Below are 26,899 nucleotides of genomic sequence, written 5' to 3'. Positions count from 1 at the left end.
TGCGTGTCGCGAATTGACGAAGATGCGTTGACAACCATGCGTGGATTTGACCAGAGTCCCGCCCGACATATCTGATGCGGGGAGAATACTGATGTCGTTGCGCGCGCTCGTCCGGATTTCGTTGGTTGCGGTCTCGACCGCCCTCATTTTTCCGCCAGCCATGGCGGCGGAGCCCTCCCGCAAGGTTGTCACCACCCAAAACGGCGATTATTTCGGTTTCGATCTTCGCACCGAGCAGAATGTCTCGTTGGAGCAATGCGGCGAGATTTGCGTTGGCGATACCGCCTGCAAGGCCTTCACATACAATCCCAAGGTGAAATGGTGCTTCCTCAAATCGGATTTCAATCAGCTGAACGCCTTCCCGGGCGCAGTTGCCGGCAAGATCGTGGAAGTGGCAACGGAAACCGATATCGGCGCGCCGCAACGCCTGTCCTTCGTCACTGACAGCCTGCAACAGGAAGCGCGCCGGCTGAAATCCGGCCTTGCTGCGAATGATGGTGAAGGCGGACAGGGCGTGGAAGCCCTCTTGCAGACGGCGCGGCAGCAGGCGGCCGCGGGCAACATTCCCGATGCGGTCACCACCTATAAACAGGCGCTTGCGATCACGCCCGACGACGGCGCGCTCTGGGCGGAGCTTTCGGAAAAAGCAGCGCAGGTCACCGACAATTATTCGATTGCCGGGCAGGCTGCTTCCGCCGCCATCAATGCCTACCAGCTGAGCCGCACCGTCAGCGCCCGTACCGAAGCCCTGAACCGGCTGGCGAAGGCTTTCGAAAGAACCCAGAATTATCGCGCAGCACTCAACGCCTATAAGGAGAGCCTTGCGCTGTCAGACAATGCGCAGACCAAGGCGGCCTATGCCGACCTGCGCACGCGTCAGGGTTTCCGCGTCATCAATAATACCGTGGATACGGATAGCGTCAGCCCGCGCGCCTGCGTGCAGTTTTCCGAGCCGCTGGTGAAGAACGGTGTCGATTATTCCTCCTTCATCACGCTGGATGGGGCAGCCCCCAAGGCCATCGAAGCGAAGGGCAGCGAGATTTGCGTCGAAGGCCTCACCCATGGCCAGCGTTACAAGATCGCGCTGCGCGCCGGTCTGCCTTCCTCGGTGGAAGAACCGCTGGAAAAACAGGTCGATCTCGATATTTACGTGCGTGACCGTGCCGCGAGCGTACGCTTCACGGGTGAGAATTTCGTGCTGCCGGGCACGGCGCGCCGCGGCATCCCCATTGTTTCTGTTAACGCCGACAAGGCCGACCTGAAGCTTTATCGTGTTGGCGACCGCAACATCACCTCGCTGCTCACAAACTCACAGTTTCTGACGCAGATGGATGGCTACAACGCCGACCGCATTGAAAACGAGATCGGCGAACTCGTCTGGCAGGGGGCGATCGATATCCAGCCCGATCTCAACAAGGATGTGGTGACGAGCTTCCCGGTGGATGAGGCCTTGCCGGAGCGCAAGCCCGGCATCTATGTGCTGACCGCCGTGCCGCCTGGCACCGCGCCGGAAACGTGGGATTCCCGCGCCACACAATGGTTCCTGGTGTCGGATACCGGCATCACCACCTATGCCGGAACCGATGGGCTGAATGTCTTTGTCCGAGCCCTTGGCAGCGCCAAGCCGCTTGCGGACGTGGATTTGCAGCTGCTCGCCAAGAATAACGAGGTGCTGGGCACGGCGAAAACCGATGCGGACGGCCGCGCGGTATTCTCCGCCGGCCTGATGCGCGGCACGGCGGCGCAGGCGCCTGCCATCCTGACCGCGCGTAACGGCGACAAGGACTACGCCTTCCTCGATATGACCCGCGCAGGCTTCGACCTCTCGGATCGCGGCGTGACGGGACGTGCAGCGCCCGGCGCGATCGACGTGTTCAGCTGGACCGAGCGCGGCATTTACCGCGCCGGCGAGACCGTGCATGCCGCAGCGCTTGCCCGTGATGTCGACGGCAAGGCAATCGAGGATCTGCCGCTCACCTTCATCTTCTCGCGCCCGGATGGCGTCGAGGACCGGCGCTTCGTCAGTGATGGCAAGGCGCTGGGTGGCCATGCGGTCGATCTGTCGCTGCAGGCGAATGCCATGCGCGGCACCTGGACATTGCGCATCCATACCGACCCGAAAACGCCTGCGATCAGCGAAAAGAGCTTTCTCGTCGACGATTTCGTGCCTGATCGCACCGAGTTCGACCTCTCGAGCAAGGCGAAACAGATCGATCCGGGAGCGGAGACCGCAATCGACGTCGATGGCCGTTATCTCTATGGCGCGCCGGCCGCCGGTCTGACGCTGGAAGGCGAGGTCGCGATCAAGCCGACGCGCACCAGCGCCGATTTCGAAGGTTATTTCTTCGGTCTGGCGGATGAGGAAAGCGAAGAGGAAAACCGCACCGCGCTCGCCGACCTGCCGGTGTTGGACGAAGAGGGCAAGGCGAGTTTCAATGTTGACCTCACCGATCTTCCCTCCACCACGCAGCTTCTTTCCGCCAACATCACCGTGCGCATGCGCGAAGCCGGCGGCCGCGCCGTAGAGCGCTCGCTGACGCTGCCCATCAAGGCGGAAGCCTCTGTCATCGGCATCAAACCGCAGTTTTCGGGCGATCTCGCCCAGAATTCCGTCGGTCGTTTCCATATCATCGGCGTCAGCGCCGATGGCGCCAAACAGGCGATGAACGGTCTCAACTGGAAGCTCATCAAGGTCGAGCGGAACTATCAATGGTATCGTCAGGGCAATTCCTGGCGTTACGAGCCGGTGGAATATACCAAGCAGCAGGAAGCGGGCACCTTGTCCGTCGATGCCAATGGCGGCGAGATTTCCGTACCCGTCACCTGGGGCCGCTACCGGCTGGAAGTGGAGGGCGCGGGTAATGGCGCACCGGTTTCCAGCGTCGAATTCGATGCCGGTTTCTACGTCGAGGCAAGCTCGACGGAAACGCCGGATGCACTGGAAATCGCCCTCGACAAACAGAGCTACAAGATCGGCGATACGGCCAAACTCAAGGTGTCATCGCGTTTTGCCGGTGAGTTGATGGTGACATCCGGTTCGGAAAAGCTGATTGCCGTGCAGAATGCCGAGATCGGTGATGATGGCGGCGAGATCGACATTCCGGTCACCGAGGAATGGGGAGCGGGCGCTTATGTCACCGCCACGCTGTTCCGCCCCGGCGATGCGCAGGAAAGCCGCATGCCGATGCGCGCCATCGGCATCAAATGGCTTGCCGTCGATCCGGCCGAGCGCAAGCTTGCCGTCACCCTTGGCGCGCCGCAGAAAACACTGCCGCGCCAGCCGCTTGAAATTCCGATCACGGTTGCCGGCGCTGGCGTCGGCGAAAAGGCTTACGCCATCGTTGCGGTCGTCGATGTCGGCATCCTGAACCTCACCCGCTATGAACCGCCGAAGCCGGATGAATGGTATTTCGGCCAGCGCCGGCTGGGGCTGGAAATACGCGACCTCTATGGCCGCCTGATCGATGGTTCGCTTGGCGCCACCGGTCGGCTGCGCACCGGCGGTGACGGCGGCGGTGCGGCCCTTCAGGGCAGCCCGCCCACCGAAAAGCTGGTGGCCTTCTTTGCCGGTCCGGTCGAACTCGACGCTAACGGCAAGGCGACGGTGAGCTTCGATATTCCGCAGTTCAACGGTACGGCTCGCATCATGGCGGTGGCCTGGACGAAGACGGGTGTCGGCCACGCGGTTTCCGATGCCATCATCCGCGATCCCGTGGTAGTCACGGCGAGCGCGCCGAAATTCCTTGCCCCCGGCGATGTCTCGCAATTGCGGCTCGATATAGCCAATACCGATGGCGAGGCCGGCGATTACCGGCTGGATGTGACCAGCAACACGGCCTTGACCGTCGATCAGGGAGAGATGTCGCAGACATTGGCGCTGCAGAAAGGCGGCAAGTCTTCGCTGACGGTTCCGTTAACGGGTGAACAGCCCGGCAATGGTGCGATCACCATCAAGGTTTCCAATGCCGCGGGTGTTTCGCTGGAGCAGGTTCTGAACGTTCCTGTGCGTCCGGCTGTCCTGCCGGTGACGACACGGCGCGAAATCAAGATTGCGCCCAATAGCAGCCTGACGATCAATGGCGATCTTCTGGCCGACAGCATGCTGCTCGGCTCTTCCGTGGCCGTCAACGTCACGCGCTCGCCCGCCTTCGATATTCCGGCGCTGGTGATGATGCTGGACAAATATCCTTACGGCTGCGCCGAGCAGACGACGAGCCGCGCTTTGCCGCTGCTTTATGTCTCGGAACTGACGAAGGACAGCGGCATGGCTGAGGACCCGGATACCCGCAAGCGGGTGCAGGAAGCGATCTACCGCGTGCTGTCCTTCCAGTCGAGTTCCGGCAGCTTCGGGCTCTGGTCGCCGGGTTATGGTGATCTGTGGCTGGACGCCTATATCAGCGACTTCCTGACGAGGGCGCGCGAGCAGAATTACGACGTTCCTGAAGCGGCCATGGTGCAGGCGCTGAACAACCTGCAGAACGGCCTGTCTTATGACAGCAATGTCAAGGATCGCGGCAACGAGATCGCCTATTCGCTTTATGTGCTGGCGCGCAATCGCAAGGCGGCGATCAACGATCTCAGATATTACGCGGATACGGCACTTGCCGATTTCCCGACGCCGCTTGCCAAGGCGCAGGTTGCCGCAGCCCTTTCGCTTTATGGCGATCAGGCCCGTTCGAAGACCGTTTTCGGCGCTTCGCTCGATATGGCAAGCCGCGCCACCAATGTCAGCTTCGCCCGCGCCGATTATGGTTCAGCCCTGCGCGACGGCGCAGCGACGCTGGCGCTTGCGGCCGAAAGCCGGCCGGTTCCGGCCGTGGTGCCGCAGCTTGCCGGTGCCGTGGCCAAGGAATGGGAAAAGAAGCCCTATACCAGCACCCAGGAGCAGGCATGGATGCTGCTTGCCGCCCGCGCCGTCAAAGGCGAGGACAAGGATATCCGTCTCGATGTGAATGGTGATTTGCAGACTGGCGGTTTCGGCAAGCGGCTGAGCGGCGATGAATTGCTGGCCGCACCGCTGAAGATCGCCAATGCCTCGGCCGATCCGGTCACCGCTGTCGTCACCACGGTGGCGCCGCCAGCGCAACCGCTGGCCGCTGGCGGTGAGGGCTTTACCATCACCCGCACCTATTATTCCATGGATGGCGAGGAGGTGAACCCGAGCGAGGTCACCCAGAACGAGCGTTATGTGGTGGTGCTGAACGTCACGCCACAGAATAACTGGCAGGCGCGCATTCTCGTAACGGATCTCTTGCCCTCCGGCTTCGAAATCGACAATCCGAGCCTCGTCAATTCGGCCGAGCTGTCAAATTTCGACTGGTTGCCGGAAACGGAAGCGGCGCATACCGAATTCCGCTACGACCGGTTCGTGGCGGCCTTCGACCGCTCGGCCGGTGACAGTTCGGAAATTGCGCTCGCCTATGTGGTCCGCGCCGTCACCCCCGGCACCTATGATCATCCGGCAGCTTCGGTTGAGGATATGTACCGGCCGCAATTTGCCGCCCGCACGGCAACCGGCCGCATGGAGGTGCGCTCGGCAACCCCATGAGGCGGAAAAAGGCAATCATCGCCGGCATCGTGTCGGCCGCGCTGCTTTTCGGCGGTGCGGCCTTCGGTCTCAATGCGCTGGACAAGGCCTACCCGCCGCCGCTGGAGGCTGCTCAGCAGCGGTCCTTCGAGGTGCTGGATCGCGATGGTAGGCTGTTGCGGGCCTTTGCGACAGCGGATGGCCGCTGGCGGCTTAAAACCACGGCGGCCGAGGTCGATCCGCAGTTCATGCGTATGCTGGTCGCTTACGAGGATCAGCGTTTCTACGATCATCACGGGGTCGATCCCTTAGCGCTTTTGCGCTCCGCGTGGCAATTGGCCAGCAACGGCCGGATCGTTTCCGGCGCATCGACGCTGTCCATGCAGGTGGCGCGGCTGATCGAGCCGCGCGCCGACCGGTCATTCTCGGCGAAATTGCTGCAGGCCGTGCGTGCTCTCCAGATCGAAAGAAGGCTCAGCAAAGCTGATATCCTCGATCTCTATCTGAATATCGCGCCCTATGGCGGCAATCTCGAAGGCGTCAGGGCCGCAAGCCTTGCCTGGTTCGGCAAGGAGCCGGGCCGGCTGGATACGGCGGAGGCGGCTCTTCTGGTGGCGCTGCCGCAATTGCCGGAAAAACGCCGCCCGGATCGCTTTCCAGAGGCGGCGAAGCAGGCGCGGGAGCGCGTATTGCAACGGCTTGCCGTCGAACGCGTGGTGGGCGATGGGGAGGCGGCGCGGGCGGCTCTTGCAGATGTGCCTTCCAGCAGGCGCGATCTTCCCTCCTATGCGCCGCATATGGCCGTTGCCGCACGGGCGAAATTCCCGAATAACGCCAAAGTGCGCTCTACGCTGACGCTGCCGATTCAGCGGGAACTGGAAGATGTTGCCCGCCATGCGGCGGAAAAGCTTGGGGACAAGGTCTCCGTCGCCATCGTCATGGCCGACGCGCAGACCGGCGATATTCTGGCGGAGGTCGGTTCGGCGGATTATCTCGATACGGCAAGACGCGGTTTCGTGGAGATGAGCCGGGCGGTGCGTTCGCCGGGCTCCACCCTCAAGCCGTTCATCTATGGCCTCGCCTTCGAAAATGGCCTCATTGGGCAGGAAACCATCATCGAGGATCGCCCGGCTGATTTTTCCGGCTACCGGCCGCGCAATTTCGACATGCATTACCAGGGTGATGTCAGCATCCGCCAAGCGCTGCAGCTGTCGCTCAATGTGCCGGCCGTGAAGCTGCTCGATGCGGTGAGCCCCTCGGCGCTGATGGTGCGGTTCCGGCGGGTGGGGGTCCGGCTCGTGCTGCCCGCCAGTGAAGCGCCGGGGCTCGCCATCGCCCTTGGTGGCGCCGGCATTTCTCTGGTCGATCTGGTGCAGCTTTATGCCGGGCTTGCCGGCGGTGGTGATCCCGTGCGGCTTGGAGATGGTGTTCGCTCTGCCCCGGAACGGCTGGAGGGCGACCGGTTGTTCTCCGATGCCGCGATCTGGAATGTCTCTGATATTCTTTCCGGCGTGCTGCCCCCGCTCGGCATGAAACAGCGCGGCATCGCCTACAAGACCGGCACCAGTTATGGATATCGCGACGCGTGGTCGGTTGGCTATGACGGGCGGCACGTCATCGGCGTCTGGGTTGGCCGTGCTGACAATGGCGCGGTGCCGGGCATTGCCGGATACGCAACGGCGGCCCCGATCCTGTTCGAGGCTTTCGCAAAATCCGGCGTGGCGGTGACGCCGATGCCGGCCGCACCCTCCGGTGTCGCCCGCGTTGCCGTGAGCGACCTTCCCGCCAACCAGCGGCGTTTCACCACAACGGCCAGCGGCCTGCTTGCGGCATCGAGGCGGGAAAGCGCCCCGCGCATCGTTTACCCACCGGAAGGCGCACGGGTGGAACTCTCCGGCCAGTCGGGCATTTCGCCGCTGGTGCTCAAGCTGCAGGGCGGGCGCGCACCCTTCCGCTGGCTTGCCAATGGCTTGCCTTTGCCGGATGCGTCTCACCGCCGCAACAGCGAATGGCGACCGGAAGGTCAGGGATTTTCCACACTCACGGTAATCGACGCCGATGGCCGTGCTTCGAGTGTACGGATTTTCGTCGAATAGTAGGGACGTCCAACTCAACAAAGGGTCGCCCCCGTGCTTGCGTCGTACAGCGCCGCGAGCGTCTCATCAGTTCTTTTCGCCGTCTTGCCTATTGCGCCACATCGAATGAATGGCGGTCGATCCGCTCCTGAAGCGCAGCCACGACGGCTTGCAGAAACTCCCGGCGCCTGGGGTTGGTCGTCGCCGTCAGTGTCACCTGTAACCGGCTTCTGATCCTGTTCAGAAATCCAACGTGATTGAAACTATCGGCGGCGATATTGACCTCCACCTCGTCCATGTAATGCGCCAGATGCGGCTCCAATACGAGATTTGCATCCGTCTGGTAGCAGGCAGCCATCTGTTCCCCAAGCGTAGACACCTGTACATATGGACCATATTCGTCGATCATCAAATCTCCTTCCTCTAGCGCAAACAATTCTGACAGGCGCCTCATCATCACTGATAGGAAATAGGAAGCAATTGCCGGCTTTCAACGTTCCATTTTGAAGCTTTGAATTTTCCGTGTTCGTGAAGGATGTCGCCGATACTTCGGTCGAGGCAGAGACGTGTCAAATGGCCGGCGGCTGCGCCGGGTGAGGCTGCGCTCAATCTACATTGTTGTTTTTACAAGATTTTACAGGAAAAATGGCGTCCACGAGAGGATTCGAACCTCCGACCCCAGGATTCATACCGCTTCGGCTTTCGCCGCCGTCCCGCCGTTGCCGGGCAAGACGTTCGTGGTCTGGACTGTCCCTTCACCATGGGCCGTCAGGCCTTTAGGTGCTGCCCATCCAGTCTCTACACCTTCACCAGATTTCTCCGGAGCTTGGCTCGGGATTGGCATGCTGGAAGACCAGCGAAGCTTTCCCCGACTTTGAGCAGATCGATTGCGTCGTTTCCGGGCGCAACCCCCAATTTGTCTTAGGAATCCTGTGCTCTATCCTGCTGAGCTACGTGGACACTGAATTGCTCTTTAACCTGACGATGCCTGCGGATCAACCGCGATCTTTATCGCGGCTGATCTCCTCCTCGGCTTTCTTCACTTTCGCCGGCAATCAGCTTGTCAGACGCTGTTCAGCCAGTTTCACCCAATAGGAAATGCCGTAGGCGATGGCCTCATCGTTGAAATCATAGCCGGGATTGTGAAGGCCTGCCGAATCGCCGTTGCCGATGAAGATGAAGCAGCCCGGTCTTTCCTTCAGCATGAAGGAGAAATCTTCACCCGCCATGGAAGGATCGACATCGGGGTCGACATTTGGTTCGCCCGCCACATCGCGGGCAACAAGGATGGCGTGGTCGGTCTCGGTGGCGTGGTTGAAGGTCACCGGGCAATAACGCTCGTAGACGACTTCCGCTTCCGCCCCGTTGGCAAGGGCAATGCCTTCCGCCATCTGCTTGATGCGATCCTGCGCCAGATCGCGCACCGTTTCATCCAGGCTGCGCACCGTACCGGCGATCAAGGCCTCGTTGGGGATGATGTTGTGACTGGAGCCGGCGTGAAAGCGGGTGACGGAGACGACGACGGAACGGATCGGATCGGCGTTGCGCGAGGCGATCATCTGCAGGTTGCCGACGATCTGCGCGCCGATGGTAATCGGATCTATGGTGCGATGCGGCTGGGCTGCATGGCCGCCGCGGCCCTTGACGGTTATCGAGAACTTGTCGGGCGCCGCCATGATGCCGCCCTTGCGGATGGCGAAGGCGCCGAGCGGAATGCCCGGCATGTTGTGCATGCCATAGACCTCGTTGATGCCGAAACGCTCCATCAGGCCGTCCTCGACCATCGCGAGCGCACCCGCGCCGCCTTCTTCGGCGGGTTGGAAGATGACGGCGATGGAGCCGGCGAAGTTGCGGGTCTCGGTGAGATATTTGGCCGCGCCGAGCAGCATGGCCGTGTGGCCGTCATGGCCGCAGGCATGCATGGCGCCTGCGGTTTTGGAGGCCCAGGGCTTGCCGGTTTCCTCCAGAATGGGGAGGGCGTCCATATCCGCGCGAAAGCCGATAGTGCGATTGCCCGGAAGATTGCCCCTGATGACGCCGACCACACCCGTGCGGCCGAGACCGGTCACGATTTCGTCAACACCGAAAGATTTCAGCTTCTCCGCAACGAAGGCTGCGGTGTTGTCGACATCATACAAAATCTCGGGATTTTCATGCAGGTGATGCCGCCATTCGCTGACTTCCTGCTGGAGTTCGGCGGCTCTGTTCAAAATCGGCATTCGTTCATTCCTGGGTTCATCGGTACGGCGTGTCGTAAAATCCTATCCTCCGTGGTGGATAGTGCGCCGCATAATTGACGTAATCAATGTACTTTGCCATTGCTAGGACATATATGGTGAATATTGCCATTCCCCGACCGAAGACGGGAATTCGAGGACTAGCCTTGCCACAGACTTTCAAATCGCCAAACGCCGCCCGGCGGCTCTCCGCAGCTATTGCCATCATGACCGCAGGCCTCGTTGCCGCGGCGCCCGTGGCGAATGCCAATCCGAAAATGGTGGTCGATGTCAAAACCGGCAAGGTGATTTCCCATCAGGAAGCCTTCCGCAAGTGGTATCCCGCCTCGCTGACCAAGCTGATGACAGCCTATATCGCCTTTTCGCAGATGAAGGCCGGCAAGATCAGCCCGCAGACGGAAGTGGTGATGAGCAAGAAGGCCGCCGACCAGCCGGCCTCGAAAATGTATTTCAAGCCGGGCCAAAAGCTGACCATGGACAGCGCCTTGAAGCTGCTGCTCATCAAATCCGCCAATGACATCGCCGTGGCGATCGCTGAGACCATCGGCGGCACCAGCGATAATTTCGTGGCGCAGATGAATGCGCAGGCGCAGCGGCTGGGCATGAGTTCCACCCGCTACATCAATGCCAATGGCCTGCCCGGCAAGGGGCAATATACGACCGCCCGGGATCTGGCGCTGCTGGCGTTGATCATCAAGCGGGAATTCCCGGAATATGCCCATTATTTCTCGCTGGAGGGCGTCAGCACCGGCAAGAAGAACTACGCCAATTTCAACATGCTGGTCGGCCGCTTCGATGGCGCTGACGGCATGAAGACCGGCTTCATCTGTGCCTCCGGCTTCAACCAGGTATCGTCCGCCGTGCGCAATGGCCGCTCGGTCATCACGGTCGTGCTGGGTGCGGACAGCCTTGCCGGGCGCACCGACCAGTCGGCCGATCTGCTGCAGATGGGTCTGACGGCCCCTTCTGGCCAGGGCGTTTCCCTCGCCTCGCTGGCGCCCTATGGCGATACAGCCGATGTCAACGATATCAGCGCCGAAATCTGCAATCCGAAGGCCGCCAAGGTGCGCAGCGAAAGCCGCGATGAGGCTGGCCGCATGGTCATCCATTCGCCCTATGTGCAGGAAATGACCCGCCCGCCGGAATATTCCTTCGCCGGTCTCATTCCGGGCAGCGAGACTGTGGCGGTGAATGCCACCAAGGGAGCCGGCAAGGGCGAACTTGCGAACGTGCCGATCCCGATCCCGCGCCCGACATTCTGATGATCGGTGACGATCTCGTGGGCGAACCTCGCGGTTGATATGCGCTTTGTGTATTCGCAGGCCGATGATGTTATGATATTACAGTGTCGCTCGCGGCTTTCAGGCGCGGGCGATTTCTTTTAGCTCCATGCGGCTCCGGGTTTCGTGTCGTCCAGTGACCTGCCGGAGCGGCCATCAACACACAGGCAAGTCATGTCTCGCGATCGCATCCCGGTTTCCATCATCACCGGATTTCTCGGCGCCGGAAAATCGACGCTGCTCAACCGGCTTCTCAAGGATCCCGAGATGAGCGATGCGGCGATCATCATCAATGAATTCGGCGATGTCAGTATCGATCACATGCTGGTCGAAAGTGCAGGCGAGGGCATCATCGAACTGGCGGAGGGTTGCCTCTGCTGCACGGTACGCGGCGAGCTGGTGGATACGCTGGCGGAACTGATGGATGGCATCCAGACAGGCAAGCTGAAGCCGGTAAAGCGGGTGGTAATCGAGACCACAGGCCTTGCCGATCCCGCCCCCGTTATGCAGTCGGTCATGGGCAACCCCGTCATCGCACAGAATTTCGTGCTGAACGGCATGATTACGGTGGTGGATGCCGTGAACGGCCTTTCCACGCTCGACAATCATCAGGAGGCGGTGAAACAGGCGGCCGTGGCCGACCGTCTGGTGATGACCAAGCGCGCGCTTGCCGATGCCGCCACGATTTCCGCGCTGACAGCTCGCCTTCAGGCCATTAATCCGCGTGCGATAATTGAGGATGGCGACAAAACTGACTGGAGCGCTGCCGGTCTTCTCGACAACGGACTTTACGATGCCGGCAGCAAGAATGCCGATGTCGGCCGCTGGCTGGGCGAAGAGGCGGCGCACGATCACCACCATGACCATCACCACCATCATGGCGACCACGACGACCATCACCATCATCACGATGTGAACCGGCACGACGCATCCATCCGGTCCTTCTCGATCATCCACGACCAGCCGGTAAGCCCGATGGCGATCGACATGTTCGTGGATCTGCTGCGCTCGGCGCATGGTGAAAAGCTCCTGCGCATGAAGGCCATCGTCAAGCTGTCGGATAATCCGGGCCGGCCACTGGTGCTGCATGGGGTGCAGAATATTTTCCACACGCCTGAACGCCTTTCAGCGTGGCCGGACCCGGCTGATCAGCGCACGCGCATGGTGCTGATTACGAAGGATTTGCCGGAGGCGTTTGTAAAGGACCTGTTTGCCGCCTTCACAAGCGCACCGGGCATTGACCGGCCGGACAGGCAGGCGATGACGGATAATCCGTTGGCGGTTTCCGGGTTGCGGTTTTAGGGCGTGTCGTGATGGTCTAGGTCGGCGGGTGTGGTTCACCCCCCTCTGTCCTGCCGGACATCTCCCCCTCAAGGGGGGAGATCGACTTGCGGCTAGGTCTCGCCCATCTTAACCGTTGCGAATGTAGTGGCGACGGCGCATCTTGCTGATCTCCCCCCTTGAGGGGGAGATGCCCGGCAGGGCAGAGGGGGGTGAACCACCGGCGACACCGTCAAATGTCGGTTTCCCCGCCCTTCACAATCCGAAACCGATGCCCCTTATCCAGCGCAGTGGTCTCCACTAGCATATGCCCATCCTCGTTGCACATATGGGCAATATCGATCACCGCCAGCGGATCTGTCGTCTCGACGGTCAGAACATCTCCCGCCTTCAGGCTTGCGAGTTTCTTGCGGCTTCTCAAAACCGGAAGGGGGCATTTAAGCCCCCTCAAATCATAAACGATGTCGGCCGTGTCGCTCATTCCTTGGCCCAGAACTTCCAGAACGGCTTCTTCTCCGGCGCTTCGGGTGCAGGCGCTGCGGAATAGGCAAGCGGGTTCATGGTCGGAACCGGAACGCTCTGGGCGGCAGCGCCAGTCTGACCGGCTGCGGCCGGGGTGGCGGAGGCAACCATTGTCGGTGCTGCGGGCGCCGGGTTCGATTGCGGTGCGGTGGCGGGCTGGACAGCCGAAGGGCGTGGGCCGCGCAGCGCGGAGGCGGTTGCGGTCGTCGCCGGTGAGGACGACGTGACCTGCTGCGCCTTTTTCTCCATCAGCGCTGCATATTCCGTTTCCTTCATCAGCTTGCCGGCTTTCAGCGCCGAACCGGTCGGTGCATAAGCGGGTTCGCGGCCCTTGCGCTTTTCGGCAACCAGCGCCTTGCGCTCCGCCTCGCTCGGGTCGTACCAGGCCATGCCGTCATATTTCTTCATCGCCGTTGCATAGGCGAGATCATAGGTCTTCTCATAGCTCGAAAGCGCGCTTGCGAGTGCCGGCGGCGTGCTCATCGGCGGGCACTGGGCGGCGGCATTGAAACTGCCGCCTTCGGTCTGCTGGTTGAAGACATATTTCTTCTCGCAGACATTCACTTCCGGCGGGCGCTTGGTGACTTCGAAATTGTCGTAACCGACCTTCAGCATCTTCCAGAATTGGAGATGCTCGCTCTGGCGATGGCGAGCCATGTTTTCCGCCGTCATGCGGAAGGGGAAGGCCTGCAGCTGCACGGTTTTCTGGCCGCCCTTGAAGGCGTCGCGCGCGAAACCGTAGATTTCAAGAATCTGTGCATCCGTCATCGAATAGCAGCCAGAGGACGAGCAGGCGCCATGGATCATCAGATTGGTGCCGTTGCGGCCATTGGCGGCATCGTAACGGTTCGGGAAACCGGTATTGATGGCGAGATAATATTTCGAATTCGGGTTCAGATGAGCGGGAGTGAGGTTGTAGAAACCTTCCGGCGCCTGCCGGTCACCCTCTTTCACCTTGGGGCCGAGTTTGCCGGACCATGCGCAAATCTCGTAGCCGGCGATCTTCTCGAAACGGTTGTCGCGCCTCGCTTTCCAGATTTCCAAGGCACCTTCTTCCTTGAAGATGCGGATCATGATCGGCGAGGTGCGGTCCATGCCCCTTTTGTCGATCTCGGCCAGAATGGACGGAGACAGCGGGTAATCGACCTTGTTCTTGACGTGTGAGACGTCGCGCTCAACGGTTTCGAGCGTATCGTTGCAGCCGGCAAGAACGAGCGCGGTGCAGGCAAGAAGTGCAAAATGTGTCAAACGCATGATCTGATCCGAAAGACGATGGCACGAAGCGGCGGCAGTTCTACACCGTCCCGTGTGTATTTTAAATACGGTATTAACCGTTTACATCTTCTTAACTCAAATCGGATCCGCCCCCGCGGCCGCCGATACATCTTTTGATGTGACCGGACTATGGCCGAGTTGGGGCGATATTCAAGGAAAATAAGGCCGGGCTTAAAGGTTCCGGCCGATATCCAGGAATTTCTGGCGGCGTTCGGCGCGCAGCTGTGTGCCGGAACGCTGGGAAAGATCGGCCAGAGCCTTGGCGATGACGTCACCGGTTGCACTGATGACGGTTTCCGGGGCGCGATGCGCGCCGCCGATCGGCTCCGGAATGATCCCGTCGATGACGCCGAGCGACTTCAGATCTTCCGAAGTGATCTTCATATTGGTCGCGGCTTCCTTGGCGCGGGTCGAATCGCGCCAGAGAATGGAGGCGGCACCTTCCGGCGAGATCACCGAATAAATGGCATGCTCGAGCATGTAGACGCGGTTGCCGGTGGCGATCGCGATTGCGCCGCCCGAGCCGCCTTCGCCGATGACGACGGAGACGATCGGTACCTTCACGTTGAGGCACATTTCCGTCGAACGGGCGATGGCTTCGGCCTGGCCGCGCTCTTCCGCGCCAACACCGGGATAAGCGCCAGCCGTATCGATGAGGGTGATGACAGGCAGCGAGAAACGGTCGGCCAGTTCCAGCACGCGGATCGCCTTGCGGTAACCTTCCGGGCGCGGGCTGCCGAAATTGTGCTTCAGGCGGCTTTTGGTGTCGTTACCCTTTTCCTGGCCGATGATGGCGACGGGCTGACCGTTGAAACGGGCAAGGCCCGCCTGAATGGCGGCGTCTTCGGAAAATTTGCGGTCGCCGGCAAGCGGCGTGAAATCGGTGAACAGCGCCTTGGCGTAATCGACGAAATGCGGACGCTGCGGATGGCGCGCGACCTGTGTTTTCTGCCAGGCGTTCAACTTGGAATAGATGTCCTGCATCGCGTCGTTGACACGCGATTCCAGGCGGTTGATCTCCTCCGAGGTGTCTATGCTCTCGTCTTCATCGGCAAGCTTCTTCAGCTCGATGATCTTGCCCTCAAGGTCCGAGATAGGTTTTTCGAAGTCGAGATAATTGTGCATGAGATCCGTTTCCGATCGTTTTGCGCAAGGTTTGACCGGATTATCCGGCGGTTCCGGTCGCTCTAATCAAGGTTTTTGCCCTGTTTGGCAAGGGGGTGATGTGTTTGTACCAGCTCTTGCAGGCGTTCTTCCAGCACATGTGTATAGATTTGTGTCGTTGAAATGTCGGAATGGCCGAGCAGTTCCTGCACCGCGCGCAGATCAGCACCGTTCTGCAGAAGGTGGCTGGCAAAGGCGTGGCGCAGCACATGCGGCGATATCACGGACGGGGTCAGACCCGCGCGAATGGCGATGTCCTTGAGGTCGCGCGCGAAGACCTGGCGGGGCAGGTGCCCTTGTCTGCTGCTGGAAGGAAAGAGCCAAGGGCTCTCCGTGGCTTCGGCTTTTTTGGGCGCCTTGTCTTTTTCCTGCACGAGCGCCTTTCGGGCGGCTTCGTATTTTTCCATCGCTTCGATGGCGGCACGGGAAAGAAGCACCATGCGGTCCTTGTTGCCCTTACCGCGGATCATCAGGAAGCGGCCTTCCTGGCGCAGCACCTTTACGGGAAGTGACACGAGTTCGCTGACACGCATGCCGGTGGCATAAAGCAGCTCAAGCAGCAGATGCATGCGGATGCGGGCAAGCTGGCCGGGACCTGCGGTCGCCGCCTCTTGCGCCGCGAGCCCAAGTAGCCTGTTCACATCGGCGACACTCATCGTTTTCGGCAGGGCGAGGCCTTTCTTGGGCGCATCGATGATGCCGGTCGGGTCGTCACCGCGCAGCCCTTCCGAATAAAGAAAGCGATAAAACTGCCGCATGGAGGAAAGGCGTCTTGCCTGCGAAGTTGCGGCAAAGCCCTGAGCGGAAAGGTGGGTCAGGTAAGCGGAAAGGTCTGGTGTCGCGGCATCGGTCAATGACTGGCCGCGGCGGCTGAGAAATTCACTGAGATCGGCGAGGTCGCGCTCATAGGAAGAGAGCGTGTTGGCGGCGGCGCCGCGCTCGGCGCTCATCATTTCCAGAAAACTCTCGAGCCACGCGCCGTCGCGCCCTGTCGCCGGTTGCCGGCTCATGGGGTGCGCCTTGCCGGTTCTGTCGCCGGCGGATTCAGCCGCTCGGAGGGGATGCGCACCGTCACCTCGCGGTCGCGCGGCTTGACGACCATGACGAGCAGCACCATGCCGCCATAGATCAGCCCCGCGATGGTCGCCAGTATCATCGTGAAGCGGAAGAGGGTGGGCATGGCGGCTCCGTAAGGGTGGCGGTCGAAATCTATATGCGGTGCGGCGAAAGCGGCGACAAGATCAAAATGGCCGCTCCGCCCAGCGCCGCATGCGGCGATGATTGTGATTCACCGCAATTCAGTCAGCAATTTGGCTTGACGCTTCGTAAACATTTGCAGATATCCATGCCAAACGGGCTTTCAAATTTATGAATGAAACGAATTTATCCGTCCCGGCCACACTCGGGGAGCAAGCGCGGGCAAAGCTCGGACGGCGCAACATCGTCTTCGTCGGGCTGATGGGGGCTGGAAAGTCGGCGGTGGGCCGCATGGTCGCCCAGCAGCTCAAGGTTCCTTTCATTGATACGGATGTCGAAATCGAGCGCGTATCGCGCATGACGATATCGGAACTTTTCGCCACCTATGGCGAAGAGGAATTCCGGGCGCTGGAAACGCGGGTCATCAAGCGCCTGCTGCGCGGCGGGCCCAAAGTCATTTCCACCGGCGGCGGCGCCTTTATCAACGACAATACCCGCCGGCACATTACGCGCGGCGGCATTTCATTTTGGCTGAAGGCCGATCTCGAGGTGTTGTGGGAAAGGGTCAACAAGCGCGACCACCGTCCGCTTCTCAAGACCGAAAATCCCAAGGCCACCCTGGCGGCGCTGATGGAGAAGCGCTACCCGATCTATGCGGAGGCGGACATGACCATCGAGTCCCGTGATGTCCGCAAGGAAATCATCGTGACCGAAGTGCTGACCGCCATAGCCGGCATCGAACAGAAAGACTGACCACCATGACGCCTTCCGAAATCCACGCCGATGAACGTCTCGTCCATGTGCCGCTCGGCGAGCGCGCCTATGACATTCTGATCGGGCCTGGCCTGATCGGCCGGGCGGGCGGCGAGATTTCGGCACGGCTGAAGGGCAGGCGCGCGGCGATCATCACCGACGAGCATGTCGCGCCGCTTTATCTCGAAGGCCTGATGGATGGCCTGCAGACTGACGGCATCGAGGCCGTTTCGCTCACCCTGCCGGCTGGCGAAAAGACCAAGAGCTTCGAACACCTGGTTACCGTCTGCGATGCGGTTCTGGCAGCAAGGGTGGAGCGCAACGATGCGGTGATCGCACTCGGCGGTGGCGTTATCGGCGATCTCGCCGGTTTTGCGGCGGGCATCGTGCGCCGTGGCGTGCGCTTCGTGCAGATACCGACCTCGCTGCTGGCGCAGGTCGATTCCTCCGTCGGCGGCAAGACCGGCATCAACACCCGCCACGGCAAGAACCTTGTCGGCGTCTTCCACCAGCCCGATCTGGTGCTGGCGGATACGGCGGTGCTCGATACGCTGAGCCCGCGGGAGTTCCGCGCCGGTTATGCCGAAGTCGTCAAATATGGCCTGATCGACAAGCCGGATTTCTTCTTCTGGCTGGAAAAGAACTGGGATGAAATCCGTACCGGCGGCCCGGCCCGCATCCAGGCGATTGCGACCAGCTGCCAGGTCAAGGCCGATGTGGTGGTGGCCGATGAGAAAGAAAACGGCGTGCGTGCGCTTCTCAATCTCGGCCACACTTTCGGCCATGCGCTGGAAGCGGCGACCAATTACGACAGCAAACGGCTGGTGCACGGCGAAGGCGTCGCCATCGGCTTGGTGCTGGCGCATCAGTTTTCCGCCCGCCTGAACCTCGCAAGCCCTGATGATGCGGCCCGCGTCGAGGCGCATCTGAAGGCAGTTGGCCTGCCGACCACGATGAAGGATATTCCCGGTGAGTTGCCGCCGGTCGAGACGCTGATGACGGCGATCGCGCAGGACAAGAAGGTCAAGGGCGGCAAGCTCACCTTCATCCTCACCCACGGCATCGGCCAGTCCTTCGTGGCCGACGATGTTGCGGCGTCCGAGGTGCAGTCCTTCCTGTCGGAGAAGCATCCGGGTTAAGTGATCCCCTGCGCCACTCGGTCAAAAGGCGCCGGTCTCGCTGGCAAGGCGTCCTATCGTTTGCAGCGGCATTGTCGACACATCTGCACGCCTTTGAAGGCGGATTTTGCCGCCGCCGAAGGTTTCATAAAGCTGCAAATGTCCCGCAAAGGAGGATGACGTCGTCCGCGTCCAATAATCTCCTGCCCAGGCCAGAAGTGCCGCCTGATCGCTCTCGGTCTCGCCGTGCTGCGCTCCGCGCGGCAACAGGCCTTCGCGGCATTCTGCCCAGGGGAGGTCGAGCCATATCAGCACCTTGGCGCGCGGCAGCGCCGTTTCAACCAGCCAGCCATAGACCCCTTCGATGATCCAGTCGCTGGTATTGGCATGCCGGGCCACCAGAAGTCTGGCTTCCGCTTCGTCCCGTTTGCGGCCATCCTCCTGCCAGTGAAGGCGATCGAGATCGTAAAAGGGTAATTTCAGCGCCGAACCGGCTTTTGCGGCGAGACTGCTTTTGCCGGATCCGCTGTTGCCGATGATGGCGATGCGGAGCGAAGGGCTGGCTGCTGTCGACATTCGGGTAATCCGTCGAGTTAAGGTTCTCTCCTGAAATGCAGAATCTTTGCACCAACTGGATTTTTAGGCCGAAAATGCGAAAGCAATGTTGCGTGGTTAAAACTAGAACCGCACTGCTTCCCCCGGCGCCGCCGCCTCGATCGCCAGCGCATGCAGCCCGGCGTCGAGTTCCGGCTTTAAAAGTGCGTTGATCGCCCGGTGGCGTTCGACGCGAGACTTGCCGGAAAAGCTTTCAGACACTATCTGAACACGCATATGCGTCTCGCCTGTGCCGGTCATGTCCGGCTGGTGGCCCGCATGCATCTGGCTTTCATCTACGACCCTCAAGCGTTCGGGTGAAAAGCTCTCCCGGAGCTTGGTTTCTATGCGGTCTCGCAGGGACATGCGACGGGCTCCATTCTTGTTGGCTGGTCTTGAAGGGGGCTACCTAAAAGCCAGCAACATTCCGCTTTGTCAATTCTTGTTGTGCAGCTTTTAGCACCCCATAATCAGGGCATCATGAAACTGGATTCGAAATATTTCGATCGCATCCGCACGCGCCGGAAAAGGGAGCGGGAACCTGAGGTTCAGGCCCCAACCTGCCAGTGGGACGGATGCGACAAACCGGGTATTCACCGGGCACCCGTCGGCCGCAATGCCGAGGGGCAATTCTTCCTGTTCTGTTTTGAGCACGTGAAGGAATACAACAAGGGCTATAATTATTTTTCCGGCCTCTCCGACAGCGAGATCGCCCGTTACCAGAAGGAAGCGATCACCGGCCATCGCCCCACCTGGACGGTCGGCGTCAACAAAACGGCCCGCGATAGCCCGCTGCATTCCACGCTGCGTTCCGGCACGGCCAGCGGCAATGCCCGTATCCGCGATCCTTTCGGCTTTGCCGGCGGTTTTGCGGGCGGCGCAAAGGCAGGCGGCACCCGCCTGCAGCAGGACCGCAAATTGAAGACGCTTGAGGCAAAAGCCTTCGATACGCTTGGTCTTTCTTCCAGCGCAAAGCAGGAAGACATAAAAAGGCGCTACAAGGAGCTTGTCAAAAAGCATCATCCTGATGCTAATGGTGGCGATCGTGGTTCGGAAGAGCGTTTTCGGGCTGTTGTTCAAGCATATCAATTGTTAAAGCAGTCAGGTTTCTGCTAAGCCAACTTATGTGTTTACCGCCTGATTGATGATGTGGCCGGGTGGCTGCCGCCCGCCTTGGAGACGTGATGAGCAAAATCGACCTTGATATTTCCAACCTGCCCGACACGACGGTGTCCGTGCGGGAGGTTTTCGGCATTGATACGGATCTGCGGGTCCCCGCCTATTCGCAGGGCGACGCCTATGTGCCTGACCTTGATCCCGACTATCTTTTCGACCGCGATACGACACTCGCGATCCTTGCCGGTTTTGCTCACAACCGACGTGTCATGGTCTCCGGTTTCCATGGCACGGGTAAATCCACCCATATCGAGCAGGTCGCCGCCCGCCTGAACTGGCCCTGCGTGCGCGTCAACCTCGACAGCCATGTCAGCCGTATCGACCTCGTCGGCAAGGACGCCATCGTCCTGAAAGACGGCAAGCAGGTTACCGAATTCAAGGACGGCATTCTGCCCTGGGCCTACCAGCACAATGTCGCGCTCGTCTTCGACGAATATGATGCCGGTCGTCCGGACGTGATGTTCGTCATCCAGCGCGTACTGGAATCTTCCGGCCGCCTGACGCTGCTCGACCAGAGCCGCGTCATCCGTCCTCACCCCGCCTTCCGCATTTTTGCGACCGCCAACACGGTCGGCCTTGGCGATACGACGGGCCTCTACCACGGCACGCAGCAGATCAACCAGGCGCAGATGGACCGCTGGTCCATCGTCACCACGTTGAACTACCTGCCGCATGAGCAGGAAGTGAACATCATCGCCGCCAAGGTGAAGAGCCTCGACAATCCAAAGGGACGCGAAACCGTTTCCAAGATGGTGCGTGTGGCCGATCTCACCCGTTCGGCCTTCGTCAATGGCGATCTTTCCACCGTCATGAGCCCGCGTACCGTCATCACCTGGGCGGAAAACGCGGAAATCTTTGGCGATCTCGCCTTTGCCTTCCGTGTGACCTTCCTCAACAAGTGCGACGAACTTGAGCGCACGCTGGTTGCCGAACAGTATCAGCGGGCCTTTGGCGTCGAGCTGAAGGAAAGCGCCGCGAACATCGTTCTCAGCGCCTGATCGTCCCCGGCTTGTCCGGAGACGATTTCGATGACTTGAAGACGCCGGCAGACCGCGCACATATCGATGGGCGGTCTCCACGCGTCGGCAAATGACAGGAAAGACAATGGCAGCGCGCGGCGACAATTCCAGAGCAAAACCGGGTACGGCTGTTGATACGGAGCCGTTGCGTCAGGCGATTGCCGGATGCGTGCGATCTGTCGCTGGCGATGCCGAAGTTGAGGTCGTCTTCGCCAATGAGCGGCCGGGCCTTGCAGGTGAGCGCATGCGCCTGCCGGAAATCTCCAAAAAACCGACCGCGCAGGAAATCGCCATTACCCGCGGCCTCGGTGATTCCATGGCGCTGCGCCTTGCCTGCCATGACGCCGACACCCATGCGGTGATGTCGCCGCAGGGCGCCGAAGCGCGGCTGATCTTCGACGCGGTTGAACAGGCGCGCGTGGAATCGATCGGCGCGCTGCGCATGCCGGGCATGGCCTCGAACATCCAGGCCATGAACACCGAAAAATACGCCAAGGCCAACTTCGCCGGCATCACCAACAAGGACGACGCGCCGCTTGCCGAAGCCGTGGCGCTTCTGGTGCGCGAGAAGCTGACGGGTGAGAAGCCGCCGGAAAGCGCCGGCAAGGTTGTCGATCTGTGGCGCGATTTCATCGAGGACAAGGCCGCTGGCGACCTCAAGGATCTCTCCAGCGTCATCACCGACCAGAAGGCGTTTTCGCGGCTGGTGCGCAAGATGCTGACTTCCATGCAGATGGCGGAAGATTTCGGCGACGAGGATAACGAGCCTGACAGTCAGGAGGCGGAGTCCAACGAGGACCAGCCGCGCACCAACGAGACGGAAGAAGAGCAGGTCGAGGAAGAGGCCGGCTCGGACGCGACGCCCGCCGATGAAAACGAGGCCTCGCAGGAGGAAATGGAAGAAGGCGAGATGGACGGCGCCGAGATGTCGGACGAAGAAATGTCCGATGATCTCGACGAGGATTCCGAAACGCCCGGCGAGACCCGCCGCCCCAACAGCCCCTTCGACGACTTTAATGAAAAGGTCGATTACCGCATCTTCACGCAGGAATTCGACGAGGAAATCCACGCCGAGGAATTGTGTGACGAGGCCGAACTGGACCGTCTGCGCGCCTTCCTCGACAAGCAGCTCGCCCATCTTCAGGGTGCGGTCGGGCGCTTAGCGAACCGGCTTCAGCGCCGCCTGATGGCGCAGCAGAACCGTTCGTGGGATTTCGATCTGGAAGAGGGTTATCTCGATCCGGCCCGCCTCGTCCGGCTTATCATTGATCCCATGCAGCCGCTTTCCTTCAAGAAGGAGCGCGACACCAAGTTCCGCGATACCGTCGTGTCGCTCGTCATCGACAATTCCGGTTCGATGCGCGGCCGTCCCATCACGGTTGCGGCCACCTGCGCGGATATTCTGGCGCGCACGCTGGAGCGCTCGGGCGTGAAGGTGGAAATTCTGGGCTTCACCACCAAGGCGTGGAAGGGCGGGCAATCGCGTGAGCAATGGCTGGCCAGCGGCAAGCCGGCTTCGCCGGGCCGTCTGAATGATCTGCGGCACATCATCTACAAATCGGCGGATGCCCCGTGGCGGCGCGCCCGGCGCAATCTTGGCCTGATGATGCGGGAAGGCCTGCTGAAGGAAAATATCGACGGCGAAGCGCTGATGTGGGCGCATAACCGCCTGATCGGCCGCCCCGAGCAACGCAAGATCATGATGATGATCTCCGACGGTGCGCCGGTGGACGATTCGACCCTGTCGGTCAATCCGGGCAATTATCTGGAGCGGCACCTGCGCGCCGTCATCGAGCAGATCGAGACACGGTCGCCGGTGGAACTGCTGGCGATCGGTATCGGCCACGACGTGACGCGTTATTATCGCCGCGCCGTGACCATCGTGGATGCGGATGAGCTGGCGGGCGCGATGACCGAGCAGCTCGCGGCGCTCTTTGAGGATACGAGCAGCGCCTCCGGTTCGTCCCGCAGGGTTCGCCGTGCGGGATAAGCGGGGCCGGGTTTCCTCCGCCTGCAAAACACTCTCAATGGCCGCCATTCTGGCGGCCGCATCGCTGTTCCCGGTTTCCATCGGCGCTTCGACCATCGATGTGCCGGTGAGCGCGCGTCTCCTCTCGTCTTTCGAAGTCGGCACCAGCGAGAAACGTTTTGGCAAGCTGGAATTTGTCGGCGGCATGGTTATGAGCGCGCCGGAAAAACTGTTCGGGGCCATATCCTCCATCCGCTTTCGCCCAAACGGTGAGGATTTTATTGCGGTGCTGGATACGGGCCATTGGCTGACGGGCAGAGTCACGCGTGATGCTGTCGGGGCGCTGTCTGGCCTTGCTGAAGTCCGTATCACCCCCATGCTGGACATGAGCGGACGCGAACCGCCGCGCAAGATGGAAATGGATGCGGAAGGACTGGCGCTGCGTGACGGCAAGGTTTTCGTCAGTTACGAGCAACGTCACAGGATCGATATCTATCCCGATCCGGGCTTCGCTACCTCGAAACCGCTCGGCCGTCTGCCGCATCTCATTCCCAATAACGAATTGCGCCACAATGGCGGCATGGAGGCGCTGGCAGTATCACCGGCCGATTCGCCGCTCGCCGGCTCTCTCGTCGTGGTGGCTGAAAAAAGCATCGATGCTGACGGCAATCTTCTTGCCGCCATATTGGAAGGTCCGCGCAAGGGCACATTTGCCGTTACGCATCATCCGTCATTCGACGTGACGGACGGCGCGTTCCTGCCCAATGGCGACTTGCTGCTTCTTGAGCGCCGCTTCAATTTCGCCGAAGGCGTAGGCATGCGCATCCGCCGCATCCGTGGGGCCGATATCCGGCCGGGTGCTGTGGTGGATGGTGAAATCCTCATGGAAGCGGGCATGGCCTACCAGATCGACAATATGGAAGGCATGGATGTGGTGAAGGGGCCGGACGGCTCGACGCGCCTCATCATCGTTTCCGATGACAATCACTCGTTCCTCCAGCGCAACCTGATGCTGGAATTCAAGCTGGTGGAGTAAAATCAGGCCTGCTGCTGCTGTGCCGCCTTGTAGGCTGCCATCAGGTCCTCGACGGGAATGCCGTCGATCTTCATGCCGGTCATTCGGCATGACGTTATCTGCGCACCGGACAGGTTTGAGTTGCTCAGTTTCAGACCGGAAAAATTGACGTCATCAATCGACCAGCCGGACATGTTGTTATCCGTGAACGACGCGCCTGACAAATTGATATTGTTAAAGCTCGCCCCGGAAAGATTGACATTGTCGAAGACCGTGCCGGATAGATTGACGTCGTTGAAGGTTGAGCCTGAAAGCGTGGCGCTGGCGGCCTCCACGATGTCGATAACGTCCTTGATCTGCATGTCGACCTGCCTCCGCGCTGTGCCACGGACCGCAGACTGCAATGCTGACTGCTGGTTTGCAAGCGCGATTTGATTCACGCTTGCCCGGCCTCAAACGCGGCCCGTTTTGACGGCGCCCGGCATCGGCTTTAGCGTGTTCATCAGCGCGCCGTAAGGCAACAACATGATGAGGCCGACGAGAACCTTCACCGAGAGATCACCCAGCGCCCAGGAAATCCAACGGGGCGCTTCCACGGCGAAGACACCGAGGATGGGAGCGCTTTCGATGGCGAAGGCGTCGTTGGGGCCGACGAAGGAGAAGCTCGCGGCAAAGGCGATGGAGAAGAACAGGGCCGTATCCAGCACCGAGCCCAGCATGGAGCCGGCCAGTGGCGCATGCCACCAGCGCTGGCGCCGCAGGCGGTTGAACACGGAAATATCCAGCAGCTGGCCGATCAGATAGGCGGTGCCGGATGCAACAGCGATGCGCGGAATGGATGTCCAGAAGGACAGCGTGACACCGACGACAAAGCCGGCAAGCACGACGCGACGCGCGATGGACGGGCCGAACTGGCGGTTGGTCAGGTCTGTAACAAGGAACGCGATCGGATAGGTGAAGGCGCCCCAGGTCAGGAGGTCGCCGAGATTGACGCCGAACAGCGAGCCGGAGAGCGGGTATTGCACCAGAATATTGGAAGCGACGACGACGAGCGTCATCAGCAGAACATAGATAAGCGTATAGCGCAGATAGGGCATTTTTTTTATCCTGGGTGATGCCACCAGTTAGAGCCAAGCATCGGAGCAAAACGTCTCAAACGGTTTTCGCAAAACCCGATGCAACGAAAATCTAAAACAAACAAAAGGCTTGAGCGGCAAAAGCCATTCAAGCCCTCTGAATATCAGATGATGTCGAAACCGCTATTACGCAGCTTCGGCCGTCTTCTTGGCGATCTGGCGGCGCAGGAGACGAGCGCGCATGCTCAGTTCGTTTTCGCCGGACTTCAGAAGGAAGGCATCGAGGCCGCCACGGTGTTCAACGGAGCGCAGAGCGGCTGCGGAAACACGCAGGCGGAAGCGCTGGCCGAGAGCATCGGAGATCAACGTGACCTGGCAGAGGTTCGGAAGGAACCGGCGCTTGGTCTTGTTGTTGGCGTGGCTGACGTTGTTGCCCGTCTGGACGCCCTTGCCGGTCAATTCGCATACACGGGACATGGGTACACCTATTTCGTTTCGTCTGTTTCACCACTGGCTCGCCACCGGCAAAACCGGGTTGGCAATCCAACTGGCCATGATTGGAAAGTTGCGGTTCTATAGTCAGACGGGACTTAACAGTCAAGCCGCCCGCGAGCAAATCAAAGGAAATTCCGGCGTTTTCAACCGGCATCCGCTTTTTTATTGCCACAAGTCAGCGTATATGATCGCCCGATAAGGCCGCTTCCGCGCCTCTTTTAAGGTGATATCGAAATGATTGCCAGAGGAAAAAGCATTTTCATGGCCGCTACCATGGCGCTTGCGGGTGTCTCTCCCTCGCTCGCCGCCGAAGCGCGCCACACAAGCGAATACAGCATCAATCTCGGCATTTTGCCGATTGCGCGGGCAAGTTTTTCGACTCGCATGGATGGGCCGAATTATTCGATCTCCGGCTCCTTCAGCGCCGCCGGCCTCGCCAGCATCCTCAAGGATATTTCCGGCAAGACAACGGTTTCCGGCGCCAAGCGCGGCCACCGGCTGCAGGCCAATGAATATTCGCTGGTCTACAAGGACGGCAAGCGGGTGCGCACCTATGACGTCGTCTATCGCAACGGTAACGTCACATCGACGACGGTGAAACCCGAGCCCAAGGCGCGGCCGGACAACTGGGTTGACGTGAAGGACCGCGATCTGCGCTCGGTTCTCGATCCGATTTCCGGTCTCATCATTCCCGCCGGGGGCCGCATCTGCCCGACTCGCCTGCCGATCTATGACGGCGAATCGCGGCTCGATCTCGTTTTGAGCTCCAGCGGCACCAAGCCTTTCAAGACCAACGGTTTTAATGGCGACGCCATCGTCTGCAAGGCGCGTTATGTGCCGAAGTCGGGCTATCGGCAGGGACGCAAGGATATCGAATATCTGAAATCCATTTCGATGGAGATCTGGTTCGCCAAGTCGAACAACATGGATGTCTATGCGCCGGTCTATGCCATCATTCCGACGCGGGTGGGGCAGGTCTACATCACCGCCACTAAATACGGAGGCTGACCAAGATTGATGGCAGGGCAATTGAAAGCAGGCGTTGCCGCGTATTTCTTCTCCCCGTTCGGGGAGAAGGTGGCCCGAAGGGTCGGATGAGGGGGCACCCTCTCCGAATATCGCTACC

At 60.4% G+C, this 26,899-nt stretch carries 24 protein-coding genes; 12 read left to right on the top strand and 12 right to left on the bottom strand.

Annotation, left to right across the window (positions count from 1 at the left end; all coding sequences use genetic code 11):
- The first annotated feature begins 91 nt into the window (after positions 1-91).
- The gene (locus tag WDZ78_RS02740) at positions 92-5,548 is read left to right on the top strand and encodes an MG2 domain-containing protein (RefSeq protein ID WP_425672262.1); all 5,457 of its coding nucleotides are present in this window, start codon (positions 92-94) and stop codon (positions 5,546-5,548) included.
- Positions 5,545-7,623: a penicillin-binding protein 1C gene (gene pbpC, locus WDZ78_RS02735; protein ID WP_425672261.1), complete on the top strand. Its 2,079-nt coding sequence runs from the start codon at positions 5,545-5,547 to the stop codon at positions 7,621-7,623. Before WDZ78_RS02740 ends, pbpC begins: the two co-directional genes overlap by 4 nt.
- Before the next feature lie 88 nt (positions 7,624-7,711).
- Here the strand turns inward: pbpC and WDZ78_RS02730 are convergent, their stop codons facing one another.
- Positions 7,712-8,011 (bottom strand): hypothetical protein, encoded by a 300-nt coding sequence (locus tag WDZ78_RS02730; RefSeq protein ID WP_425672260.1) that lies wholly within the window; start codon positions 8,009-8,011, stop codon positions 7,712-7,714.
- A gap of 646 nt (positions 8,012-8,657) precedes the next feature.
- Complete coding sequence (locus tag WDZ78_RS02725; protein ID WP_020012190.1) at positions 8,658-9,821, bottom strand: M20 aminoacylase family protein; 1,164 nt, start codon at positions 9,819-9,821, stop codon at positions 8,658-8,660.
- 224 nt (positions 9,822-10,045) lie between these two features.
- Between WDZ78_RS02725 and WDZ78_RS02720 the strand changes: the two genes are divergently transcribed.
- Together WDZ78_RS02720 and WDZ78_RS02715 are read left to right on the top strand one after the other, a co-directional pair.
- Positions 10,046-11,101 carry a D-alanyl-D-alanine carboxypeptidase family protein gene (locus WDZ78_RS02720; RefSeq protein ID WP_020012189.1) on the top strand — a complete coding sequence of 352 codons (1,056 nt, stop codon included), beginning with the start codon at positions 10,046-10,048 and terminating at the stop codon, positions 11,099-11,101.
- A gap of 192 nt (positions 11,102-11,293) precedes the next feature.
- Positions 11,294-12,421, top strand: a complete 1,128-nt coding sequence (locus tag WDZ78_RS02715) for a CobW family GTP-binding protein (RefSeq protein ID WP_425672259.1) — start codon at positions 11,294-11,296, stop codon at positions 12,419-12,421.
- 211 nt (positions 12,422-12,632) lie between these two features.
- Here WDZ78_RS02715 and WDZ78_RS02710 read toward each other — a convergent pair whose 3' ends face one another.
- The 5 genes from WDZ78_RS02710 to WDZ78_RS02690 all read right to left on the bottom strand — a co-directional run bounded on the left by WDZ78_RS02710 (position 12,633) and on the right by WDZ78_RS02690 (position 16,541).
- Complete coding sequence (locus tag WDZ78_RS02710) at positions 12,633-12,881, bottom strand: sulfurtransferase TusA family protein (RefSeq protein ID WP_425672258.1); 249 nt, start codon at positions 12,879-12,881, stop codon at positions 12,633-12,635.
- Complete coding sequence (locus WDZ78_RS02705; protein ID WP_099087319.1) at positions 12,878-14,176, bottom strand: L,D-transpeptidase family protein; 1,299 nt, start codon at positions 14,174-14,176, stop codon at positions 12,878-12,880. Before WDZ78_RS02705 ends, WDZ78_RS02710 begins: the two co-directional genes overlap by 4 nt.
- Positions 14,177-14,368: 192 nt before the next feature.
- Positions 14,369-15,322 (bottom strand): acetyl-CoA carboxylase carboxyltransferase subunit alpha, encoded by a 954-nt coding sequence (locus WDZ78_RS02700; RefSeq protein ID WP_111797637.1) that lies wholly within the window; start codon positions 15,320-15,322, stop codon positions 14,369-14,371.
- A 62-nt stretch (positions 15,323-15,384) separates the two neighbouring features.
- Positions 15,385-16,371 carry a site-specific tyrosine recombinase XerD gene (gene xerD, locus WDZ78_RS02695; RefSeq protein WP_020012184.1) on the bottom strand — a complete coding sequence of 329 codons (987 nt, stop codon included), beginning with the start codon at positions 16,369-16,371 and terminating at the stop codon, positions 15,385-15,387.
- A complete protein-coding gene (locus WDZ78_RS02690; RefSeq protein WP_003509868.1) occupies positions 16,368-16,541 on the bottom strand; it encodes a hypothetical protein in 174 nt (57 codons plus the stop codon). The genes xerD and WDZ78_RS02690 overlap by 4 nt, the downstream gene beginning before the upstream one ends.
- A 188-nt stretch (positions 16,542-16,729) precedes the next feature.
- On the opposite strand from WDZ78_RS02690, the gene WDZ78_RS02685 reads away from it, so the two are divergent.
- Both WDZ78_RS02685 and aroB read left to right on the top strand, forming a co-directional pair.
- A complete protein-coding gene (locus tag WDZ78_RS02685) occupies positions 16,730-17,311 on the top strand; it encodes a shikimate kinase (RefSeq protein ID WP_003509869.1) in 582 nt (193 codons plus the stop codon).
- 5 nt (positions 17,312-17,316) lie between these two features.
- On the top strand, positions 17,317-18,450 hold the full coding sequence (aroB, locus tag WDZ78_RS02680) for a 3-dehydroquinate synthase (protein WP_425672257.1): 1,134 nt from the start codon (positions 17,317-17,319) through the stop codon (positions 18,448-18,450).
- A 21-nt stretch (positions 18,451-18,471) separates the two neighbouring features.
- Here the strand turns inward: aroB and WDZ78_RS02675 are convergent, their stop codons facing one another.
- Together WDZ78_RS02675 and WDZ78_RS02670 are read right to left on the bottom strand one after the other, a co-directional pair.
- The gene (locus WDZ78_RS02675; RefSeq protein ID WP_425672256.1) at positions 18,472-19,005 is read right to left on the bottom strand and encodes an AAA family ATPase; all 534 of its coding nucleotides are present in this window, start codon (positions 19,003-19,005) and stop codon (positions 18,472-18,474) included.
- 102 nt (positions 19,006-19,107) lie between these two features.
- A complete protein-coding gene (locus WDZ78_RS02670; protein ID WP_026364032.1) occupies positions 19,108-19,389 on the bottom strand; it encodes a BolA family protein in 282 nt (93 codons plus the stop codon).
- Positions 19,390-19,503: 114 nt separating this feature from the next.
- Between WDZ78_RS02670 and WDZ78_RS02665 the strand changes: the two genes are divergently transcribed.
- The 4 genes from WDZ78_RS02665 to WDZ78_RS02650 all read left to right on the top strand — a co-directional run bounded on the left by WDZ78_RS02665 (position 19,504) and on the right by WDZ78_RS02650 (position 24,223).
- Positions 19,504-20,139: a J domain-containing protein gene (locus WDZ78_RS02665; RefSeq protein ID WP_020012181.1), complete on the top strand. Its 636-nt coding sequence runs from the start codon at positions 19,504-19,506 to the stop codon at positions 20,137-20,139.
- 68 nt (positions 20,140-20,207) lie between these two features.
- The gene (gene cobS, locus WDZ78_RS02660; RefSeq protein WP_003509875.1) at positions 20,208-21,197 is read left to right on the top strand and encodes a cobaltochelatase subunit CobS; all 990 of its coding nucleotides are present in this window, start codon (positions 20,208-20,210) and stop codon (positions 21,195-21,197) included.
- 106 nt (positions 21,198-21,303) lie between these two features.
- The gene (cobT, locus tag WDZ78_RS02655) at positions 21,304-23,208 is read left to right on the top strand and encodes a cobaltochelatase subunit CobT (RefSeq protein ID WP_026364031.1); all 1,905 of its coding nucleotides are present in this window, start codon (positions 21,304-21,306) and stop codon (positions 23,206-23,208) included.
- A 37-nt stretch (positions 23,209-23,245) separates the two neighbouring features.
- Positions 23,246-24,223, top strand: a complete 978-nt coding sequence (locus WDZ78_RS02650; RefSeq protein ID WP_425672255.1) for an esterase-like activity of phytase family protein — start codon at positions 23,246-23,248, stop codon at positions 24,221-24,223.
- 2 nt (positions 24,224-24,225) lie between these two features.
- Here the strand turns inward: WDZ78_RS02650 and WDZ78_RS02645 are convergent, their stop codons facing one another.
- The 3 genes from WDZ78_RS02645 to rpmB all read right to left on the bottom strand — a co-directional run bounded on the left by WDZ78_RS02645 (position 24,226) and on the right by rpmB (position 25,755).
- The gene (locus WDZ78_RS02645; RefSeq protein ID WP_026364030.1) at positions 24,226-24,564 is read right to left on the bottom strand and encodes a pentapeptide repeat-containing protein; all 339 of its coding nucleotides are present in this window, start codon (positions 24,562-24,564) and stop codon (positions 24,226-24,228) included.
- Positions 24,565-24,654: 90 nt separating this feature from the next.
- The gene (locus tag WDZ78_RS02640; protein ID WP_425672254.1) at positions 24,655-25,299 is read right to left on the bottom strand and encodes a queuosine precursor transporter; all 645 of its coding nucleotides are present in this window, start codon (positions 25,297-25,299) and stop codon (positions 24,655-24,657) included.
- A gap of 165 nt (positions 25,300-25,464) precedes the next feature.
- A complete protein-coding gene (gene rpmB, locus WDZ78_RS02635; RefSeq protein ID WP_003509888.1) occupies positions 25,465-25,755 on the bottom strand; it encodes a 50S ribosomal protein L28 in 291 nt (96 codons plus the stop codon).
- On the opposite strand from rpmB, the gene WDZ78_RS02630 reads away from it, so the two are divergent.
- Both WDZ78_RS02630 and WDZ78_RS02625 read left to right on the top strand, forming a co-directional pair.
- Positions 25,754-25,972, top strand: coding sequence for a hypothetical protein (locus WDZ78_RS02630; protein ID WP_425672253.1), 219 nt, complete (start codon positions 25,754-25,756; stop codon positions 25,970-25,972). The genes rpmB and WDZ78_RS02630 overlap by 2 nt on opposite strands.
- A gap of 35 nt (positions 25,973-26,007) precedes the next feature.
- Positions 26,008-26,781 carry a DUF3108 domain-containing protein gene (locus WDZ78_RS02625; protein WP_003509889.1) on the top strand — a complete coding sequence of 258 codons (774 nt, stop codon included), beginning with the start codon at positions 26,008-26,010 and terminating at the stop codon, positions 26,779-26,781.
- Positions 26,782-26,899: the final 118 nt, after the last annotated feature.

The sequence above is a fragment of the Agrobacterium sp. M50-1 genome, assembly GCF_049843495.1.
Lineage (GTDB): Bacteria > Pseudomonadota > Alphaproteobacteria > Rhizobiales > Rhizobiaceae > Agrobacterium > Agrobacterium radiobacter.
The sequence above is the reverse complement of the archived record's forward strand: the minus strand, read 5'-3'. Positions and strand labels throughout refer to the sequence as shown.

Coding starts and splice junctions, on each gene's coding strand:
- cobT (WP_026364031.1), top strand. CDS start 21,304: ATGGCAGCGCGCGGCGACAATTCCAGAGCAAAACCGGGTACGGCTGTT.
- WDZ78_RS02645 (WP_026364030.1), bottom strand. CDS start 24,564: ATGCAGATCAAGGACGTTATCGACATCGTGGAGGCCGCCAGCGCCACG.
- aroB (WP_425672257.1), top strand. CDS start 17,317: ATGACGCCTTCCGAAATCCACGCCGATGAACGTCTCGTCCATGTGCCG.
- rpmB (WP_003509888.1), bottom strand. CDS start 25,755: ATGTCCCGTGTATGCGAATTGACCGGCAAGGGCGTCCAGACGGGCAAC.
- WDZ78_RS02730 (WP_425672260.1), bottom strand. CDS start 8,011: ATGATCGACGAATATGGTCCATATGTACAGGTGTCTACGCTTGGGGAA.
- WDZ78_RS02700 (WP_111797637.1), bottom strand. CDS start 15,322: ATGCACAATTATCTCGACTTCGAAAAACCTATCTCGGACCTTGAGGGC.
- WDZ78_RS02640 (WP_425672254.1), bottom strand. CDS start 25,299: ATGCCCTATCTGCGCTATACGCTTATCTATGTTCTGCTGATGACGCTC.
- WDZ78_RS02720 (WP_020012189.1), top strand. CDS start 10,046: ATGACCGCAGGCCTCGTTGCCGCGGCGCCCGTGGCGAATGCCAATCCG.
- WDZ78_RS02685 (WP_003509869.1), top strand. CDS start 16,730: ATGAATGAAACGAATTTATCCGTCCCGGCCACACTCGGGGAGCAAGCG.
- WDZ78_RS02715 (WP_425672259.1), top strand. CDS start 11,294: ATGTCTCGCGATCGCATCCCGGTTTCCATCATCACCGGATTTCTCGGC.
- WDZ78_RS02740 (WP_425672262.1), top strand. CDS start 92: ATGTCGTTGCGCGCGCTCGTCCGGATTTCGTTGGTTGCGGTCTCGACC.
- WDZ78_RS02725 (WP_020012190.1), bottom strand. CDS start 9,821: ATGCCGATTTTGAACAGAGCCGCCGAACTCCAGCAGGAAGTCAGCGAA.
- cobS (WP_003509875.1), top strand. CDS start 20,208: ATGAGCAAAATCGACCTTGATATTTCCAACCTGCCCGACACGACGGTG.
- WDZ78_RS02675 (WP_425672256.1), bottom strand. CDS start 19,005: ATGTCGACAGCAGCCAGCCCTTCGCTCCGCATCGCCATCATCGGCAAC.
- xerD (WP_020012184.1), bottom strand. CDS start 16,371: ATGAGCCGGCAACCGGCGACAGGGCGCGACGGCGCGTGGCTCGAGAGT.
- WDZ78_RS02650 (WP_425672255.1), top strand. CDS start 23,246: ATGGCCGCCATTCTGGCGGCCGCATCGCTGTTCCCGGTTTCCATCGGC.
- pbpC (WP_425672261.1), top strand. CDS start 5,545: ATGAGGCGGAAAAAGGCAATCATCGCCGGCATCGTGTCGGCCGCGCTG.
- WDZ78_RS02705 (WP_099087319.1), bottom strand. CDS start 14,176: ATGCGTTTGACACATTTTGCACTTCTTGCCTGCACCGCGCTCGTTCTT.
- WDZ78_RS02665 (WP_020012181.1), top strand. CDS start 19,504: ATGAAACTGGATTCGAAATATTTCGATCGCATCCGCACGCGCCGGAAA.
- WDZ78_RS02625 (WP_003509889.1), top strand. CDS start 26,008: ATGATTGCCAGAGGAAAAAGCATTTTCATGGCCGCTACCATGGCGCTT.
- WDZ78_RS02630 (WP_425672253.1), top strand. CDS start 25,754: ATGGGTACACCTATTTCGTTTCGTCTGTTTCACCACTGGCTCGCCACC.
- WDZ78_RS02670 (WP_026364032.1), bottom strand. CDS start 19,389: ATGTCCCTGCGAGACCGCATAGAAACCAAGCTCCGGGAGAGCTTTTCA.
- WDZ78_RS02690 (WP_003509868.1), bottom strand. CDS start 16,541: ATGCCCACCCTCTTCCGCTTCACGATGATACTGGCGACCATCGCGGGG.
- WDZ78_RS02710 (WP_425672258.1), bottom strand. CDS start 12,881: ATGAGCGACACGGCCGACATCGTTTATGATTTGAGGGGGCTTAAATGC.